This is a genomic window from Mesorhizobium sp. WSM4823 (assembly GCF_055811195.1).
On the sequence record NZ_JBVVQL010000014.1, the window covers coordinates 67,083 to 84,006 of the forward strand.

16 protein-coding genes are annotated in these 16,924 nt (G+C 62.9%); 8 read left to right on the forward strand and 8 right to left on the reverse strand.

From position 1 onward, the window contains the following. The first annotated feature begins 130 nt into the window (after nucleotides 1-130). Complete coding sequence (locus AC0L26_RS26650; protein WP_473635254.1) at nucleotides 131-853, forward strand: haloacid dehalogenase type II; 723 nt, start codon at nucleotides 131-133, stop codon at nucleotides 851-853. Between the two features lie 35 nt (nucleotides 854-888). Here the strand turns inward: AC0L26_RS26650 and AC0L26_RS26655 are convergent, their stop codons facing one another. The 3 genes from AC0L26_RS26655 to AC0L26_RS26665 all read right to left on the reverse strand — a co-directional run bounded on the left by AC0L26_RS26655 (nucleotide 889) and on the right by AC0L26_RS26665 (nucleotide 4,147). Further along, a complete protein-coding gene (locus AC0L26_RS26655; RefSeq protein ID WP_473635255.1) occupies nucleotides 889-1,338 on the reverse strand; it encodes a DNA polymerase III subunit chi in 450 nt (149 codons plus the stop codon). Between the two features lie 18 nt (nucleotides 1,339-1,356). Further along, nucleotides 1,357-2,868: a leucyl aminopeptidase gene (locus AC0L26_RS26660; RefSeq protein WP_473635334.1), complete on the reverse strand. Its 1,512-nt coding sequence runs from the start codon at nucleotides 2,866-2,868 to the stop codon at nucleotides 1,357-1,359. Nucleotides 2,869-2,971: 103 nt separating this feature from the next. Next, on the reverse strand, nucleotides 2,972-4,147 hold the full coding sequence (locus AC0L26_RS26665) for a flavin-containing monooxygenase (protein WP_473635256.1): 1,176 nt from the start codon (nucleotides 4,145-4,147) through the stop codon (nucleotides 2,972-2,974). 28 nt (nucleotides 4,148-4,175) lie between these two features. On the opposite strand from AC0L26_RS26665, the gene AC0L26_RS26670 reads away from it, so the two are divergent. The 7 genes from AC0L26_RS26670 to rsmA all read left to right on the forward strand — a co-directional run bounded on the left by AC0L26_RS26670 (nucleotide 4,176) and on the right by rsmA (nucleotide 12,260). After that, nucleotides 4,176-4,493, forward strand: coding sequence for a hypothetical protein (locus AC0L26_RS26670; RefSeq protein WP_473635257.1), 318 nt, complete (start codon nucleotides 4,176-4,178; stop codon nucleotides 4,491-4,493). Then, nucleotides 4,490-5,692 carry an LPS export ABC transporter permease LptF gene (gene lptF, locus AC0L26_RS26675; RefSeq protein WP_473635258.1) on the forward strand — a complete coding sequence of 401 codons (1,203 nt, stop codon included), beginning with the start codon at nucleotides 4,490-4,492 and terminating at the stop codon, nucleotides 5,690-5,692. The genes AC0L26_RS26670 and lptF overlap by 4 nt, the downstream gene beginning before the upstream one ends. Beyond that, entirely contained in the window at nucleotides 5,692-6,774 is a 1,083-nt protein-coding gene (gene lptG, locus AC0L26_RS26680; RefSeq protein ID WP_473635259.1) for an LPS export ABC transporter permease LptG, read from the forward strand. The genes lptF and lptG overlap by 1 nt, the downstream gene beginning before the upstream one ends. Nucleotides 6,775-6,902: 128 nt before the next feature. Then, on the forward strand, nucleotides 6,903-9,191 hold the full coding sequence (locus AC0L26_RS26685; RefSeq protein WP_473635260.1) for an LPS-assembly protein LptD: 2,289 nt from the start codon (nucleotides 6,903-6,905) through the stop codon (nucleotides 9,189-9,191). A gap of 229 nt (nucleotides 9,192-9,420) precedes the next feature. After that, complete coding sequence (locus tag AC0L26_RS26690; protein WP_473635261.1) at nucleotides 9,421-10,356, forward strand: SurA N-terminal domain-containing protein; 936 nt, start codon at nucleotides 9,421-9,423, stop codon at nucleotides 10,354-10,356. A 12-nt stretch (nucleotides 10,357-10,368) separates the two neighbouring features. Further along, nucleotides 10,369-11,397, forward strand: coding sequence for a 4-hydroxythreonine-4-phosphate dehydrogenase PdxA (gene pdxA / locus AC0L26_RS26695; RefSeq protein ID WP_473635262.1), 1,029 nt, complete (start codon nucleotides 10,369-10,371; stop codon nucleotides 11,395-11,397). After that, complete coding sequence (rsmA, locus tag AC0L26_RS26700) at nucleotides 11,394-12,260, forward strand: 16S rRNA (adenine(1518)-N(6)/adenine(1519)-N(6))-dimethyltransferase RsmA (protein ID WP_473635263.1); 867 nt, start codon at nucleotides 11,394-11,396, stop codon at nucleotides 12,258-12,260. Before pdxA ends, rsmA begins: the two co-directional genes overlap by 4 nt. Nucleotides 12,261-12,295: 35 nt before the next feature. On the opposite strand, the gene gmk is transcribed toward rsmA, so the two are convergent. From gmk to AC0L26_RS26725, 5 genes are all read right to left on the reverse strand, one after another. Continuing rightward, nucleotides 12,296-12,970, reverse strand: coding sequence for a guanylate kinase (gene gmk, locus AC0L26_RS26705; RefSeq protein WP_473635264.1), 675 nt, complete (start codon nucleotides 12,968-12,970; stop codon nucleotides 12,296-12,298). Between the two features lie 5 nt (nucleotides 12,971-12,975). Beyond that, nucleotides 12,976-13,866 (reverse strand): YicC/YloC family endoribonuclease, encoded by an 891-nt coding sequence (locus AC0L26_RS26710; protein WP_473635265.1) that lies wholly within the window; start codon nucleotides 13,864-13,866, stop codon nucleotides 12,976-12,978. Between the two features lie 180 nt (nucleotides 13,867-14,046). Continuing rightward, nucleotides 14,047-15,273 (reverse strand): endolytic transglycosylase MltG, encoded by a 1,227-nt coding sequence (mltG, locus tag AC0L26_RS26715; RefSeq protein WP_352928871.1) that lies wholly within the window; start codon nucleotides 15,271-15,273, stop codon nucleotides 14,047-14,049. Nucleotides 15,274-15,375: 102 nt separating this feature from the next. After that, nucleotides 15,376-16,638, reverse strand: coding sequence for a beta-ketoacyl-ACP synthase II (gene fabF, locus AC0L26_RS26720; protein ID WP_127292612.1), 1,263 nt, complete (start codon nucleotides 16,636-16,638; stop codon nucleotides 15,376-15,378). A 34-nt stretch (nucleotides 16,639-16,672) separates the two neighbouring features. Then, nucleotides 16,673-16,909, reverse strand: coding sequence for an acyl carrier protein (locus AC0L26_RS26725; RefSeq protein ID WP_006203723.1), 237 nt, complete (start codon nucleotides 16,907-16,909; stop codon nucleotides 16,673-16,675). Nucleotides 16,910-16,924: the final 15 nt, after the last annotated feature.

The window sequence follows — 16,924 nt, forward strand, 5'->3', positions numbered from 1 at the left end:
TGCGCAGGTGCCAGTCCAGCCCCACGCCGCATAGCTGCACCACCGACGCCAGCCCTGGGGAGCGTGCGGTCGACTTCTCAGGCCGATCCATGCCAAAGACGCAATGTGCGGATCAGGGAGGCCGAATGTGATGCCATTGGGTGGTGTACGTGCCTTAGTATTCGACGTGTTCGGCACTGTCGTCGATTGGCGCAGCGGCGTGGCGCGCGAAGCTGAGCCGTTCCTGAAGCGGCATGGAGCCGGAACGGCCATTCCTACCGATTTCGCGGATGCGTGGCGCCGCCGTTATTCCCCAGCGATGGAGGAAGTGCGCAGCGGCCGACGGCCCTTTACACGGCTCGACGTGCTGCATCGGGAGAATCTGGAAGCTGTTTTGCCAGAATTCGGGATCGACCCGGCTTCGGTGCCGGCGTCCGAGCTGGACGAACTGAACCTGGCATGGCACCGATTGGAGCCGTGGCCGGATGCGGTGGCCGGCCTCACACGGCTGAAGGCCCGCTATATCATCGCGCCGCTCTCGAACGGTAACATCGTCCTCATGCTCAACATGGCGAAGCGTAGTCGCATCCCCTGGGATGCGATCCTCGGCGCCGAAGTCGTGCAAGCGTACAAGCCGATGCCGGAAGCCTATCTTCGCACCGCTGACGTCCTGGCAATGAAGCCAGATGAGATCTGTCTCGTGGCCGCTCACAATGGCGACCTTGCAGCGGCTCGGGCGTGTGGATTGCGAACAGCCTTTGTTCCGCGTCCGACCGAGCACGGGTTAGCACAGACCACCGACTTGCACCCCGATCAGGCCTGGGACCTGGTGGCCAGTGACTTCATTGAATTGGCTGAACGGCTTCAGTTGTAGCGCGTCTCAACGATCAGCAAACGAGGCAAAAGGCCTTACGCCTTACGTTCCCAGCGCCGATCCGATGTCTGTTGCCAGTAGGTGACCGCGTGGCCGGCTTCCTTCATCGTCTTCCAATGGGTGCGCGCCGCCTCGACCTGGGCCGCATCGTGGCCGTCGAACAGGAACACGGCGCGCTCATAACTACCAAGCTCCGGCGGCGCCGCGCCGTCGACCAGGAAGCGTATCTGCGCCTCGTTCGGATTGTCCTCGCCTATTGTCAAAAGGATCGGCTGCTCGGCCAGATGGGATTCGCGGTCGGTCGCATGCGCCAGGAACGAATCGTCCCTGAAGGTCCAAAGATGCTGGTCCAGCGCGTCGCGCCGCTCCTCGGTGCCGGTCTGCACCACGGCGCGCCAACCGCGATCGACGCTGCGCTCGAGCAGGCCGGGGAGCGCATCCTCCAGCGTCGATTCAGTCAGGTGATAGAACAGGACGTCGGCCATGATCGTGCCGTGAAGGCTTCACCCCTCGTAGTTGTCGCGGACCAGCCGGTCGAGCAGCCTGACACCGAAGCCAGAGGCCCATGACTGGTTGATCTCGCTGGACGGCGCGCCCATCGCGGTGCCGGCGATGTCGAGATGTGCCCAGGGCGTATCCTTGACGAAGCGCTGCAGGAACTGCGCCGCGATGATGGCGCCGCCATAGCGGCCGCCGATGTTCTTCATGTCGGCATTTTTCGAATCGATCAGCTTGTCGTATTCGGTGCCGAGCGGCATGCGCCACACCCGTTCCTGCGTCGCCTGCCCAGCGCTCGTCAGCCTGTTCGCCAGTTCGTCATCGTTGGAGAACAGGCCGGCATAGTGCTGGCCGAGCGCGACCATGATGGCGCCGGTCAGCGTCGCCAAATTGACCATGAATTTCGGCTGGAAGCGATCGTTGCAGTACCACAGCGCATCGGCCAGAACGAGGCGGCCTTCGGCGTCGGTGTTGAGCACCTCGATGGTCTGGCCTGACATCGAGGTGACGATGTCGCCGGGGCGCTGCGCGTGGCCGTCGACGGCATTTTCCACCAGCCCGATGACGCCGACGACGTTGGCCTTGGCCTTGCGTGCGGCCAGCGCGTGCATCAGCCCGGTCACGGCGGCGGCGCCGCCCATGTCGCCCTTCATGTCCTCCATGCCGGAGGCCGTCTTTATTGAATTGCCGCCAGTGTCGAAAGTGACGCCCTTGCCGACGAAAGCAACCGGGCTGTCCTTGGCCTTACCGCCGTTCCACCGCATGACGGCCAGGCGGGCGCCACGCGGCGAGCCTTGCGCGACGCCGAGCAGCGAGCCCATGCCGAGCTTTTTCATATCTTTCTCGACCAGGATCTCGACCGTGACGCCGAGCGCTTCCAATTCGCTGACGCGGGCGGCGAACTCCACCGGCCCAAGTATATTGGCCGGTTCGTTGACCAGATCGCGCGCCAGGAGCACGCCGTCGATCACCGCCGCCTCGTCGGCGAAAGCCTTTTTCGCCGCCGCCGGATCGGTGGTGTGGATGGTCACCTTGACCGGCTTTTTGGGCTCGGCCTTCTTGCCATCGCGCTGGGCGTCACCGTTGTCCTTTTTCGTCTTGTACTTATCGAAGGCATAGCTGCGCAGAAGGATGCCCGCGGCAAGCTGCGCTGCATGCCCACCGCCGACGTCAACACCAGGCAGATCGAGCACGACGGCCACATCTGTCGCCTTGCGCAAGGATCCAGCGATGGTGCCGCCGAGTTTCAGCCAGGCATGGTCGTTGAGCCCCGAGACCTTGCCGACGCCGACCGCCACCAGCCGGTCGAGCGATGTGCCCTCCGGCGCCAGCACTTCGACCAACCCGGCAAACTTCCCGGAAAAGTCGGCCACCGGAAACGCTCGCTCCAGCGTGTTGGCCGGATCGCAAGCCTTTGCCGCATCACCCAGGGCGCCATCGTCGGCCGCCAGCACGAAGACACTGCCCTTTTTGGGCGTGGCGAATTTGGCGAAGGCGATCGAAGGTCTCGAAGTCATCATGTCCTGCTTTCGGGAACGGCGTTGGTTTTTTTGGGAGAATGCCTTGGTGGAACCCGATACTTGGCCGTTTCCGGACGGAAGCACCACCCCAATTTTCAAATCAGCGCCCCTGCCTGACGATCTGCTGCGCGATTGCCTTGGCCTGGATGCGGGCATTGGCGAAGCAACCGCGAATGCTTGGCCGCATGCCGGTAAACCACAGGCCGGGCAATTTCGGGTCGGTCTCGCCGCCGTTGAAAAGCGGAACGCCCTTGCCATCGAGGACGCCGAGCTTGCCGACCATGCGTTCGAGCCCGGTACGGTAGCCGGTCGCCGCGATGACGATATCGGGAGCAATCAGGTTGCCATTGTCGAGGAAAACGCCGTCGCGGGTAAATTCCCTTACCTGCGGCAGTACCACGACCTTACCGGCCTTGATGGCGCTGACGGCGCCGTCGTCGGTGGCGATCGCGGTGTAATCGGCAGTCAGGCGGCTCGCGCCTCCCGAGGGTGCTGGCGGCAGGCCAAACTTCGTCAGGTCGCCGAAAACCAGGCGCTGCGTTGCAGCCATCACCGTATCGGCGAGCCAAAACGGCAATCGCGCCAACAACGGCGAGACCCTGTGGACCGCGATCTTGCCGATGCGTTTGGGCAGCAGCGAGGGCCCATTGCGGGCCGACAGCCAGACAGAGGCGGCGTTCGCCCCTGCCAGATGATTGAGCACGTCGAAGCCCGAATTGCCGGCCCCGACGACCAGCACTTTTTTTCCCGCATAATCCTCGGCCTTGCCAAAATCCGCCGAATGCAGGATGCGGCCGGCAAAGTTTTTGGAGCCCTTCCACTGCGGGATGAACGGCTGCCGGTCGCGCCCGGTGGCAATGACGACATGACGTGCCAGCAGGGGCCCGGCACTGGTCTCAACGGTCCAGTGATTGCCGTTGAACCTGATCTCCTCGACGGCGACGCCAAGCCGGACCGGCAGATTATGCGCCTGTCTGAAATCGTTCAGGTGGCGGATGACTGCGGTTTTGTGGGGAAAGGCGGGGGTGCCTGCGGGATACTCGACGCCAGGCAGCGTCGAGAGATCGCGGTGCGAATTGAGATGCAACCGTTCGTGCCGCCGGTACCAGGGCTCGGCAAGCCGGCTTTCCTTTTCCAGGACAAACGCCGGCACGCCGGCCTTTATCAGCGCATGGGCGACGGCCAGCCCCGCTGCGCCGGCGCCGATCACGATCGCGCCGCGAAAAATCGATTCCTGGCCGGTTTGACCGCACAATTCCGTTACGTCTGCTTCCATGCCTGTACCTGTCGCAGCCACGGCGGCCATGTCAGTGATCGGCGCGACATTTGGTCGTTTTCCAGCATTTGGCAAGACTTTGCCGGAATCAGATCCCATATGGCGGATGGAATCGATGGCGATTCGTCGCGGCACGGCCCCGCTTTCCTGCCGCAACCTGTTGTTAACCATTGATGTTCGCCCTTTCTTATCCATTGCCGCCGACACTCCGGCCCACCGGGAACAGCGATGTGGGACGGGAAACCAGATCGAACGCCAAACGGGACCGGTTGTGCAGGCGTCACCGGACCACTACCTTGTCCGGAGGCATGATGCCGTTCGGCAAAATCGAGAAAAGCCTTTATGAAGGTCGTTGAACGCTACATCATGCGTCGTGCGTTGGCGGTGTTCCTGGCAGCGCTCGTCTGGACGCTGGCAATCGTGTGGACGACGCAGGTGCTCGCCCGCATTGACCTTGTCACCGACAGCGGACAGTCGGCGCTGACCTTTTTTGAGGTCGCCGCGCTGATCATTCCGTCGATCGTCCCAGTCGTCGTCCCTTTCGCTCTGGTGGTCGCGGTCGCCCAGACGCTAAGCGCGATGAACTCCGATTCTGAACTTGCCGCCTTGAACGCAGCCGGCGCCTCGCGCTGGACCATCGTCAGGCCGATCATGCTCCTGGCGCTGGCGGCCAGCATCTTTTCGTTCGCCGTCGACAATGGCGTCGACCCTTATGCACGCCAGAGAAACCGTGAACTGGTGGCGTCGTCGCGTGCCGATCTGTTGTCGCTGATCATCCAGGAAGGCACCTTTCGCAAGATCGACGACGGCTTGTTCCTGCAGATTGGCGAACGGCTTCCGGACAACCGCCTCGGCGGTATCTTCGTCGCCGATTCGCGCGAAGAGGGCGTCAACCTCATCTACTACGCCAAGAGCGGCGCCATCATCGAACGCGGCGACGAGAAGGTGTTGATGATGAACGACGGCGTCATCCATCGCGAAACGCTGACAGGCGATCTTTCGGTCATCCGATTCACCTCCTACGCCTTCGACCTGTCCGCCTTCATGTCGGCCTCGTCGGACATATTGCTTTTACCGAAGGACCAGACGACCCAATACCTGCTCAATCCGAGTCCGAACGACAAGGCGTTCCAGAAAAGGCCGTACAGGTACATGGCCGAAGTCAACCAGCGTTTTTCCGAATGGTCCTATTCACTCGTCTTTGCGCTGATCGCGCTTGCGGTCGCGGGAGACGCGCGCTCCCATCGCGAAGCGCGCATTCATCCGTTGATCACGGCGATCGCGATTGCGCTTTTCGTACGCTGGCTTGGTTTCTTTGCCGCCGGCAAGGCCGATAACGTTCCACAATACGCCTATATGGTCTACGGCGTTCCTATCATCGCGTCCGCGATCGCGATTTGGTTCATCGTCTCCAACCGGACCATGGAACTGCCGGTTGCCTGGGCCGACTGGATGACGAATTTCGCAGGCCGCTTCAGCGACGGCTGGAACGCCATCAAGCTCCGCTTCGCCAGGCGTGGCGCTTCTGGCCAAGGGGCCGGCTAATGGGCTGGACGCTGGGTAGATACTTCTTCTTCCGCTACGTGACGATCACTATCTGGTTCTTCGTCGGCCTCTTGGCGCTCGTATTCCTGATCGACTTCACGGAGCTTTCCGGCCGCACGAGCGGGGCGACGGGCTTCACCTACGGCGTGGCGTTAGCCATTTCAGGGCTGAGAATGCCGATGATCATGCTGCAGACGGTGCCATTCGTCGGGCTGTTCTCGGCGATGGCGACGCTGGTCTCGCTTAATCGCAGATATGAGCTGGTCATCGCACGTTCCGCCGGCGTGTCCGCGTGGCAATTCCTGCTGCCGTGCTGCATCGGGGCGCTGCTGTTCGGCGTGTTGTCGGTCGGCATCATCAATCCGATCGCCGCGCATGCGTTTTCCTGGTCCGAAAAGATCGAGACGCAGCTCCGTTCCGGCAAGTCGAACGCCGTCTCGGCCGACGCCGCGCCTTGGATCCGGCAGAAAACCAGCTCCGGCGACACTATTATAGGCGCGCGCGCCATTCTCAATCAGGGCCTGGAGATGGCCAACGCCGTCTTCTTCGTCCTCAGCCCGCAAGGCGACATCGTCGAACGCAAGGACGCCGCGCACGCCTTTTTGCGGGATGGCTATTGGGAACTGCAGGACGTCAAAATTTTCCGGGACGGCAACATCCAATCGGTGGCAAGTGACCGGGTGCCGACCAATCTCAAGCCGGAATTCGTGCAAGAGCGGCTGGCGCGGCCGGAGACCATTCCCTTCTACGATCTGCCCAGCAAGATCGAGGTTGCCCGGTCCTTCGGCCTCAAGGCAAATGCCTTTGCCATGCAGTTTGATTCGCTAGTGGCGCTGCCGTTCCTTCTCGTCGCCATGACGCTGATCGCCGCAACGGTGTCGATGCGATTTGCAAGGATGGGGCAATCCGCGACGATGATTCTGGGTGGCGTCCTGGCTGGGTTTCTGCTTTATGTCGTGACGGTGCTGGTCAAGGCATTCGGCGTGGCGGGATTCGTACCCACAGTCGTGGCTGCATGGGTTCCGGTTGTCGTGGCTATGTTCTTCGGGGTGACTTTCTTGCTGTACAAGGAAGACGGCTAGTGAGGGGGGCGGTTTTGCGCATCCATAGGCAGGCCAGTTTGGCGCGCCTTTATGGGGCGAGCGCCTTGGCATGCCTATTCGCTTGCGTCATCCCGACTATTCCGGCTTCTGCCCAGGATATCAGCGACATGGCAGCCGACGTTCCCGCCGGCTCGCAAATGCTGCTGGCGGCGGATACGCTGGTCTATGACAACGACAACCAGACGGTGACGGCCGTCGGCGGCGTCCAGATCGACTATGGCGGCAACCGCCTCGTCGCTCAGCGGGTCGAGTACAATCGCAGCACCAAACGCCTCGTCGCCAGCGGCAATGTCGAGGTCGTCAACAGCGATGGCACCAAGATCTATTCGGAGCATGTCGACATCACCGACGACTTCGCCGACGGCTTCGTCAATGCGCTGCGTGTCGAAACCGTCGACAAGGCATATTTCGCCGCCGAAAGCGCGGAACGCATGGGCGGCGTGCTGACGACTTTCCACAACGGCGTCTACACGGCCTGCGAGCCGTGCGAGGACAAACCGGACAAAGCGCCGACCTGGCGCATCAAGGCCAGAAAGATCATCTGGAACGGCGAGAAGAAGACGGTTCGCTTCGAGAATTCGAATTTCGAGTTCTTCGGCTTTCCGCTTGCCTATCTGCCGGCTTTCGAGATTGCCGATCCGACCGTCAAGCGCAAGAGCGGCTTCCTGATCCCCGGTATCGCCTACAAGAGCGAGCTCGGCGTCGGCGTCAAAGTCCCCTATTATTTTGCGCTTTCACCGACCTACGACCTCACCGTCACCGGCAGCGGCTACACCAAGCAGGGCTTCCTTGGCGAAGCCGAGTGGCGCCAGCGCTTCAACAACGGCCAGTACAGCCTGAAGATCGCCGGCATCCGGCAAGAGGACCCCGACGAATTCATCGACAGCTACGGGCACAATGTCGATTCGGGTGCGGACGGCGATCCGAACAAGTTCCGTGGCATGATGGGCACCAAGGGCCAGTTTGCCATCAATCCGCGCTGGGACTTCGGCTGGGATGTCCTGTTGCAGACCGACAAGAACTTCTCGCGCACCTACGCCATCGAAGACTTCAACGACAGCGTGCATCGTTCGTCGATCTACCTGACCGGCCTCAACGGCCGCAATTATTTCGACGTGCGCGCCATGCGCTTCGAGGTCCAGGAAAAGACGCTTCCCGACGATCCGACCGCGCGCGCCGGCAAGCAGCCCTGGGTGCTGCCTTCACTCGACTACGCCTACATTCCCGACATGGCGGTGGGCGGCGGGCAATTGTCGTTCAATGTCAACGCGCAGGCAATCAGCCGTGAAAGGCTTGATCGTATCCTTGCCGATCCCAGCGACGCTGCGTCCGTCAACAATGTCCGCGGCATTGAGGGCCAGTCGGGCCGTCTCACCGCCGAAGCGGAATGGAAGCGCACCTTCACCACCGATGGCGGGCTGCTGCTGACGCCGCTGCTGGCGCTGCGCGGCGACGCCGGCTATGTCAATGCCTCCTCGGCCTCGCTAGCTGCTGTCAACCAGATGGCGTCGAATTTCGGAGTTGATGACGACATGCGATCATCGCTCACCCGCTACATGGCGACCGCCGGGCTGGAAATGCGTTGGCCGGTACTGTTCTCGTCGACCCACTCCAGCCACGTCTTCGAGCCGATGGCGCAAGTCTTCGTGCGCCCGAACGAGCAATATGTCGGTGGTCTTGCTGTCCCCAACGAGGACGCCCAGAGCTTCGTCTTCGACGCCACGACATTGTTCGAGCGTGACAAGTTCTCCGGTTACGACCGCCTGGAAGGCGGCACGCGCGCCAATGTTGGGCTGCGCTATTCCGGGGCCTACGACAATGGCTGGAGCACCAACGCGCTGTTCGGCCAATCCTATCAGCTGGACGGCCGCAACTCCTTCGATTCGCCGGACCTGGTCAATGTCGGCGCCGAGTCCGGCCTTGAGACAGCGACCTCCGATTATGTCGGCCTGGTCGGCTTCAACAGCCCCACCGGGTTCTCCGGCTCGGTCAGCGGCCGTTTCGACGAACAGAGCTTCGACATTCGCCGCGCCGAGGTGAAGGCGGCCTATTCCGGCCTGCCGATTTCGTTCAGCGCCAAATATGCCTTCATCGAGGCGCAGCCGCTCTATGGCTTCACGACCGATCGCCACGAGGTCACGCTTGGCGCCTCGACGCAACTTGCAGAGAATTGGCGCGTCTTCGGTACCGGCACCTACGATCTGGAGCAAAGTGTCCTGGTCAAGGACGGGTTCGGCTTTGCCTATAGTGATTCATGCTTCACCTATTTGATGACGTTCTCGGAATCCCGTGACCTGGTCACCAAGGAAGTGTCGCAGAATGTCGGTTTCAACCTGTCGTTCCGCACGCTCGGCGATTTCGGCTCGTCGTCCAGCGCTATCGACACTACCCAGTAGCAAACGCTGACCAGTAGCAGATGACGGGCGGCCGGCCAACGCATCGGCCCGAAAATCGGAATTGATTTTCGGAAGGCGCGATGCGTAGATTCAAAGTGTTGGAACGTGCTTATGCATCCAAGTGGATGCGCGCCCCTCTAACGACATCGTTTCGCCGCATAGGGCAGGCACGGGTTTCAGCTCCCTCAATAGTGAGATGGAATTGAGCCGGAACTGAGATAGAATTGGGATGCTTTCGATGAGGAAATACCTCTTTTCGGCAGGGTTCGCGCTGCTGGTGGCGGCGACCTCGGCCTCGATCACCGTGATGACGCCGCCGGCTTTCGCCAGCCAGATCAAATATGTCGTCAACAACGTACCGATCACCACCGGCGACATCCAGCATCGAGCTGCCTTCCTGCGGCTGCAGCGCAAGAAAGCCGACGCCGCCAACGAAATGATCGAGCAGACACTGCGCGTCGCCGAAGCCAAGCGTCTTGGCATCCGCATCAGCGACGCCCAGGTCGATGCCGCCTATCAGCGCTTCGCCACGACCAACAAGATGCAGCTCAAGCAGCTCGATGGCGTCATGGCGCAGTCCGGCGTCGGCAAGGAGCATTTCAAGGAGTTCATCCGCTCCCAGATGGCCTGGAACCAGGCGCTGACGGCGCGCCATCGCTCTGAGAGCGGCGGCGGCGCCATGAGCGAGCAGGACGCGGTCAGGCGCATGCTCGACAAAGGCGGCGCCAAGCCTACAGCCATGGAGTACATGCTGCAGCAGGTCATTTTCGTCGTGCCGGCGAGTGAGCGCAGCGCCACGCTATCCAAGCGCAAGCGCGAGGCCGACGCCATGCGCGCCCGCTTCAACGGCTGCAATACCTCGCGCGAATTTGCCAAGGGCCTGATCGACGTCACCGTTCGCGATCTCGGCCGGGTGCTGGCGCCACAATTGCCGCCGGAATGGGCCGACCAGATCAAGGCCACCAAGGTCGGTGGCGCCACCACCACACGCGAGACGGACCGCGGCGTCGAATTCATCGGCATCTGCTCGTCACGTGAAGTGTCCGACGACAAGGCTGCCCAGATGGTGTTCCAAAGCGAGGGCGCGACCGGAAAGGACGCCGATGAGCTCTCCGAGAAATATGTCGCGGAGTTGCGGAAGAAAGCCCGCATTGTCGAGCGCTAAGACATCCCGGGCGTGCCAGAGATACAGCTTCCGCTGGCGTTGAGCGTAGGCGATCCGTCCGGCGTCGGGCCGGAGATCGCCATTGCGGCCTGGCAAGCGCGCGACAGCGCCGGTGTGCCGCCCTTCTATCTTCTCGCCGATCCGGTGCTGATTGCCGCACGGGCGCGCCTGCTCGGCGTCGATGTGCCAATCACGGGGACGGTGCCAGCCGAAGCGGAGCGCGTCTTTGCACGCGCCCTGCCCGTCGTACCGCTTGCCGCCGGCTTCGTCGACAACCCCGGCCGGCCGGATCCAGCCAACGCCGCTGGGATAATCGAGGCGATCGATCGCGCTGTCGACGACTGTCTTGGCGGCCGCGCAGCGGCTGTTGTCACGTGCCCGATTGCCAAAAAGCCGCTCTACGATGCCGGCTTTCGCTTCCCCGGCCATACCGAGTATCTGGCGCATCTGGCGACGCTCCACACCGGCGCAGAAGCAATGCCGGTGATGATGCTTGCCGGTCCCGAGTTGCGCACAGTCCCGGTCACCATCCACATTGCGCTGTGCGAGGTGCCGAAAGCGCTGACGACAGACTTGATCGTCGCAACCGCCCGCATCACCGCCGCCGATCTCGAACACCGGTTCGGCATCGCCAAGCCACGGCTTGCCATTGCCGGCCTCAATCCGCATGCCGGCGAGGGCGGCGCGATGGGCGGCGAGGACGAGCACATCATCCGCCCGGCGATCGACAGGCTGAAGGCGGAGGGTATCGACGCCTTCGGGCCGTTGCCGGCCGACACGCTGTTCCATGCCCGCGCCCGGGCCGGCTACGATGTGGCGCTCTGCATGTATCATGACCAGGCGTTGATCCCGGCCAAGGCGCTGGCCTTTGACGAGGCGGTCAACGTCACGCTCGGCCTGCCCTTCATCCGCACCTCACCGGACCACGGCACCGCCTTCGACATAGCAGGCAGGGGCATAGCACGGGCCGACAGCCTGATCGCGGCGCTGAGGCTCGCCCGCAGGCTTGCCGATACCGGGACGAAGGCTGCCGGCGCATGAGCGCCTTGCATGAGAGCGGTCGCAAGAGCATCGACGGCCTGCCGCCGTTGCGCGCGGTGATCGAACGCCATGGGCTGCAGGCGAAAAAGGCGCTCGGCCAGAATTTCCTGCTCGACCTCAACCTGACCGGCAAGGTAGCACGCGCAGCCGGCGACCTGACGGACGCCACGGTGATCGAGGTCGGTCCGGGTCCCGGCGGACTGACCCGGGCGCTGCTTTCCCACGGCGCTGGTCGGGTCATAGCCATCGAGCGCGACGAGCGCTGCCTGGCAGCGCTCGCGGAAATATCAGATCACTATCCGGGCCGTCTGCAGATCATTGCCGGCGATGCGCTGAAAACGGATTTTGCAGCACTTGTCGAAAGGGCGCATAGGGGCGATGGATCTGTGAGGATCGTCGCGAACCTGCCCTACAACATCGGTACCGAACTTTTGATACGCTGGCTGACCGTCGCCGAGTGGCCGCCCTTCTACGCATCGATGACGCTGATGTTCCAGCGCGAGGTGGCCGAGCGCATCGTCGCCCGTCCCGGCAGCGATGCCTATGGCCGGCTGGGCGTGCTTGCAGGCTGGCGGACCGAGGCAAAGATCGCCTTCGACGTGCCGCCACAGGCGTTTACGCCACCGCCCAAGGTGACGTCGTCGGTGGTACATCTGGTGCCGCGGGCAAATCCCCTGCCCGTCGAGGTCAAGAAACTCAGCCGCGTCACCGAAGCGGCCTTCGGCCAGCGCCGCAAGATGCTGCGGCAGAGCGTCAAGAGCCTCGGCGGTGAAGCCCTGCTCACCCGCGCCGAAATCGATCCGACAAGGCGCGCCGAAACACTCAGCGTCGAGGAGTTCGTGCGGCTGACGAATACGATTTAGCTTTCTTCTCCCCGTTTACGGAGAAGGAAAAGGCATCAACCCGTTTTCTCGTCGAGCAATCCCGAAACGAAGTCGAACAGGCCGGGCCGGCGGTCGCGCCTGAGCCGCTCGGCGATCACGATGCCGCGCACCTCGGCGAAAGCGCGATCGAGATCGTCGTTGATGATGACGAAATCATATTCCTTCCAGTGCTCGATCTCGTTGCGGGCGTTCTTCAGACGCGTCTCGATCACCGATTCCTGGTCCTCGGCGCGGCGCTTCAGCCGGGCCTTCAATTCCTTCATCGACGGCGGCAGGATGAAGATGGAAACGATGTCGGCGCGCATCTTCTCCTTGAGCTGCTGGGCGCCTTGCCAGTCGATGTCGAACAGCATGTCGCGGCCCTGTGCCAGCGCCAGTTCGGCCGGTTCACGCGGCGTTGCATAGCAATTGCCATGCACTTCGGCCCATTCGAGCAGTTCGTCGGAATCGCGCAGTCGCTCGAACTCACGCATGGTGCGGAAATGATAATGGACGCCCTCGATCTCGCTGCCGCGACGCGGCCGCGTGGTGACGGAGACCGATAGTTCGAGGCTGGAATCGCTTTCCAGAAGATTGCGCGCAATGGTCGACTTGCCGGCACCGGACGGCGACGACAGCACGAGCATCAGACCCCGGCGGCGAATGCGGGAGCCCAAATCCTTAGCAACCATCGGCTCCTTGGCGACCATCAGGGTTACTCCAGATTCTGGACCTGTTCGCGAAACTGATCGACGACCGCCTTCAGCTCAAGCCCTATGGCAGTGACCGTAGCGGCGTTCGACTTTGAACACAGCGTATTCGATTCGCGGTTGAATTCCTGCGCCAGAAAATCGAGCTTGCGGCCGATGGCGCCGCCGCCAGACAGCAGCACCCGGCCGGACGCCACATGCGTCTTCAACCGATCGATCTCCTCACGGATGTCGGCCTTGGTGGCCAAGAACGCCGCTTCCATATGCAACCGACCGGCGTCGAGATTGGCGGACGCGTCCATCAGCAGCCGAACCTGCTCGGCAATTCGTTCGCGTATCACCGCCGGCTCCCGCGACGGATCGGCCTCGGCGCGCAGGGTCAGCGCCTCGATAGCGTCGATATGGCCGGACAGCAGCGAGCGCAGCGCGGCGCCCTCGCCCTGGCGTGCCTGCTCCAGCCCGCCTAGCGCCACTTCGAGCGCCGATAGGATCGCGCCGTCGAGCGCCGCCCGCGCCTCTTCAGCTTCGTTGGTTTCGGGGATGTCGAGCACGCCGCGTAGTGAAAGCAGCCCGTCGGCTGTCGCAGGCGCTGCGCCGAACTGCTCCTGCAGCCGCTTGGCCAGCTCCGCCAGATCCCTCAGGAAGGCCTCGTTGACCACGGGCTGCGCCTGCTGGCCGGCGGCGCGGCCGACGGTCAGCGTCGCTTGGAAATTGCCGCGCGAGAAGCGCTTTTGCACCGTCTGTCTGACGGCCGGCTCCAGTCGCTCGTGGCCCTGCGGCAGCCGCAGCCTGACCTCGACGCTCTTGCCGTTGACCGACTTGACCTCCCAGGCGATCGACGTGCCGTCGTGTTCGGCGACGGCCCGTGCAAAACCGGTCATGCTCTGCAAATTCATGATGCCCTTGCAACCCCCTTGGCGCATAACCCCGGAAGCGGTTCCGGCCAGATCATACGCGGTTTCAAAATGCTGGAGCGCCTCTTCGCGCCGAATCGGACGCAAGGCGCTCCGGATCAAAAAAACGACACGTCCCTGCCGTCAAACGGATCGGAGGGACGATCCAAGAACCGTTCGGCGCTATTGCGCCGTTCCTGTATCGCCGTCCACCGGCGCATCGGTCTGACCTTCCACCTTGGCAGCGTCGGCTTTGGCAGCGCCGGCCTTGGCGGCTTCATCGGCCAGCTTCTTCTGCAGCGCCCGGTAGCGAGCGACGTTCTCGTTGTGCTCGGCGAGCGTCGGCGCAAAGACGTGACCGCCGGTGCCGTCGGCGACGAAATAAAGATCGTCTGTCTTCGACGGGTTGGCCACCGCTTCCAGCGCCGCACGGCCGGGATTGGCGATCGGCGTCGGCGGCAGGCCGTTGATCAGATATGTGTTGTAGGGCGTCGGCTTCTTGATGTCCGACTGATAGATCGGGCGGTCGGCCGGTTTGCCCTTACCGCCGAACAGGCCGTAGATGATGGTTGGATCCGACTGCAGCCGCATGCCCTTGGCCAGCCGGTTGAGGAAGACGGCGGCGACCCGTGAGCGTTCGTCGCCCTTTCCCGTCTCCTTCTCGACAATGGAAGCGAGGATGACGAACTCATCGACACTGGCCAGAGGCAGATCGGGAGCGCGCCGCTGCCAGACGTCCTCGACCAGCTTCTTCTGATCCGCCAAAAGCTTGTCGACCATCTGCTGGCGTGTCGCGCCCCGCGTGAAGCGCAACGTGTCGGTAGCAAGGCTGCCCTCGGGTGGAATGGTCGCAGGCATATCGCCGTCGAGCGCTGCCTGCTCGGCGATGCGCTGCAGCGCCTGCTCGACGGTCAGTCCCTCCGGGACGGTCAGCGAGTACATCACCGACTTGCCGCTTTTCAGCAGCTCCATGATGTCGCGCATGGAGGCCTGCGGCTTGATCTCGTATTCGCCGGCCTTCAGCGCGGCGTCATTGCCAAAGGCACGCACGCCAAGGCGGAAGATGCGCGCGTCGCTGATCAATCCGCGCCGCTCGAGCTGGTCGGCAATTTCTTGGACGCCGGTGTTCGGCTTGACCAGGAAGGTGTCGGCATTGGCCGACGGGCCGGGCTCGTTGAATTCCTGCTTGCCGAAATACAATGCAAAGCCGGCCGCCAGAACCATCAACATCACCAGGGAGATGACGAAGTTCATGAACACGACGAACTGGCTGCGCGAGGCGCGCGAGCGCTTGGGCGGCGGCGTGCCGGCTTCAGGCCGCAACGCCTCGCTGGCCGTTTTCGGCACGATCGGACCCGACGGTACGGGCCGCTGCCCTAATTCCCCGTTGTCCGCCGAATTTGTGCTCATGGCGCCCTACCGTTTGATCTTGCAGCGAATCCCCTTGGGCAGAGTAGGGGCGAATATGGCAAAATTGACGACGTGCGCGTGCCGTGCCGGTCGGCGCACAAGTCAGCCATTGTAGCGCTGGAAGACCAGCGAGGCGTTGGTGCCGCCGAAGCCAAAGGAGTTGGACAGCGCCACGTCAACCTGGCGGGCACGCGGTTTATGCGGCACCAGGTCGATCGCCGTTTCACGCTCCGGGTTGTCGAGGTTGATGGTGGCCGGCGCGATGTTGTCGCGGATGGCGAGGATCGAAAAGATCGCCTCGGCGGCGCCCGCCGCACCCAGAAGATGGCCTATCGACGACTTGGTCGACGACATCGATATTTTCGACGCGGCGTTGCCGACCAGCCGCTCGACGGCGCCGAGCTCGATCGTGTCGGCCATGGTCGAAGTGCCGTGCGCATTGATGTAGTCGACGTCTGCGGGCGTCAGCTTGGCCCGGTTCAGCGCCGCGACCATGCAGCGAAAAGCGCCGTCGCCATCTTCGGCCGGCGCAGTGATGTGATAGGCATCGCCGGTCAGACCGTAACCGGTTACCTCGGCATAGATCTTGGCGCCGCGCGCCTTGGCGTGCTCCAGCTCTTCCAGAATGACGACGCCGGCGCCTTCGCCCATGACGAAGCCGTCACGGTCGCGATCATAGGGACGCGAGGCCGTCTCCGGAGCGTCGTTGCGGTCGGTGGACAGTGCACGGCAAGCAGCGAAACCGGCGATCGACAGCCGCGTCACCGGCGCTTCGGCGCCGCCTGCGACCATTACGTCGGCATCGCCCCACATGATCAGCCGGGCGGCATCGCCGATGGCGTGCGCGCCGGTGGAGCAAGCGGTGACGACGGCGTGGTTGGGGCCTTTCAGCCCATGCCGGATCGAAACCTGGCCGGAGACGAGATTGATGATCTGGCCGGGGATGAAGAACGGACTGATGCGGCGCGGTCCGCGCTCCTTGAGGATCATCGCGTTTTCGGCGATGCCTTCGATGCCACCGATGCCGGAGCCGATCAGCACGCCAGTGGCGCACTGCTCCTCGTGCGTTTTCGGCGTCCACCCCGAATCCTTCAGCGCCTCGTCGGCGGCTGCGATCCCGTAAAGGATGAAGTCGCCGATCTTGCGCAATTCCTTCGGCTCGAGAACGGCCTCGGGATTGAAGGTGGCGTTCTCGCCATTGCCGCGCGGAATGACGTGGGCAACCTTGCAGGCAAGATCCTCCACCTCGAACTCGGTGATACGCTTGGCTGCGCTGCGGCCGGTCAGAAGCTCCTTCCAGCTATGCTCGAAGCCCATGCCGAACGGCGAAAGCAACCCAAGGCCCGTGACGACGACACGCCTCATCGCAGGTCCTCCTCGGTGATGACTGCAAATAGCGTCAGGCCGAAGCCTTGTCGATGTACTTCACTGCATCGCCAACAGTCAGGATGGTTTCGGCCGCATCGTCCGGAATCTCGACGCCGAACTCTTCTTCGAACGCCATGACGAGCTCGACCGTGTCGAGGCTATCCGCGCCCAGATCATCGATGAAGCTCGCCTGCTCCGTCACCTTGTCGGCATCGACGCCAAGGTGCTCGATAACGATCTTCTTGACGCGCTCTGCGGTGTCACTCATTTGGGCATCCTCGTC

Bases quoted from the DNA above. Each gene is read 5' to 3' on its own strand.
- AC0L26_RS26650 (WP_473635254.1), top strand. From the start codon at position 131: ATGCCATTGGGTGGTGTACGTGCCTTAGTATTCGACGTGTTCGGCACT.
- AC0L26_RS26655 (WP_473635255.1), bottom strand. From the start codon at position 1,338: ATGGCCGACGTCCTGTTCTATCACCTGACTGAATCGACGCTGGAGGAT.
- AC0L26_RS26660 (WP_473635334.1), bottom strand. From the start codon at position 2,868: ATGACTTCGAGACCTTCGATCGCCTTCGCCAAATTCGCCACGCCCAAA.
- AC0L26_RS26665 (WP_473635256.1), bottom strand. From the start codon at position 4,147: ATGGAAGCAGACGTAACGGAATTGTGCGGTCAAACCGGCCAGGAATCG.
- AC0L26_RS26670 (WP_473635257.1), top strand. From the start codon at position 4,176: ATGTCAGTGATCGGCGCGACATTTGGTCGTTTTCCAGCATTTGGCAAG.
- lptF (WP_473635258.1), top strand. From the start codon at position 4,490: ATGAAGGTCGTTGAACGCTACATCATGCGTCGTGCGTTGGCGGTGTTC.
- lptG (WP_473635259.1), top strand. From the start codon at position 5,692: ATGGGCTGGACGCTGGGTAGATACTTCTTCTTCCGCTACGTGACGATC.
- AC0L26_RS26685 (WP_473635260.1), top strand. From the start codon at position 6,903: ATGGCAGCCGACGTTCCCGCCGGCTCGCAAATGCTGCTGGCGGCGGAT.
- AC0L26_RS26690 (WP_473635261.1), top strand. From the start codon at position 9,421: ATGCTTTCGATGAGGAAATACCTCTTTTCGGCAGGGTTCGCGCTGCTG.
- rsmA (WP_473635263.1), top strand. From the start codon at position 11,394: ATGAGCGCCTTGCATGAGAGCGGTCGCAAGAGCATCGACGGCCTGCCG.
- gmk (WP_473635264.1), bottom strand. From the start codon at position 12,970: ATGGTCGCCAAGGAGCCGATGGTTGCTAAGGATTTGGGCTCCCGCATT.
- AC0L26_RS26710 (WP_473635265.1), bottom strand. From the start codon at position 13,866: ATGAATTTGCAGAGCATGACCGGTTTTGCACGGGCCGTCGCCGAACAC.
- mltG (WP_352928871.1), bottom strand. From the start codon at position 15,273: ATGAGCACAAATTCGGCGGACAACGGGGAATTAGGGCAGCGGCCCGTA.
- fabF (WP_127292612.1), bottom strand. From the start codon at position 16,638: ATGAGGCGTGTCGTCGTCACGGGCCTTGGGTTGCTTTCGCCGTTCGGC.
- AC0L26_RS26725 (WP_006203723.1), bottom strand. From the start codon at position 16,909: ATGAGTGACACCGCAGAGCGCGTCAAGAAGATCGTTATCGAGCACCTT.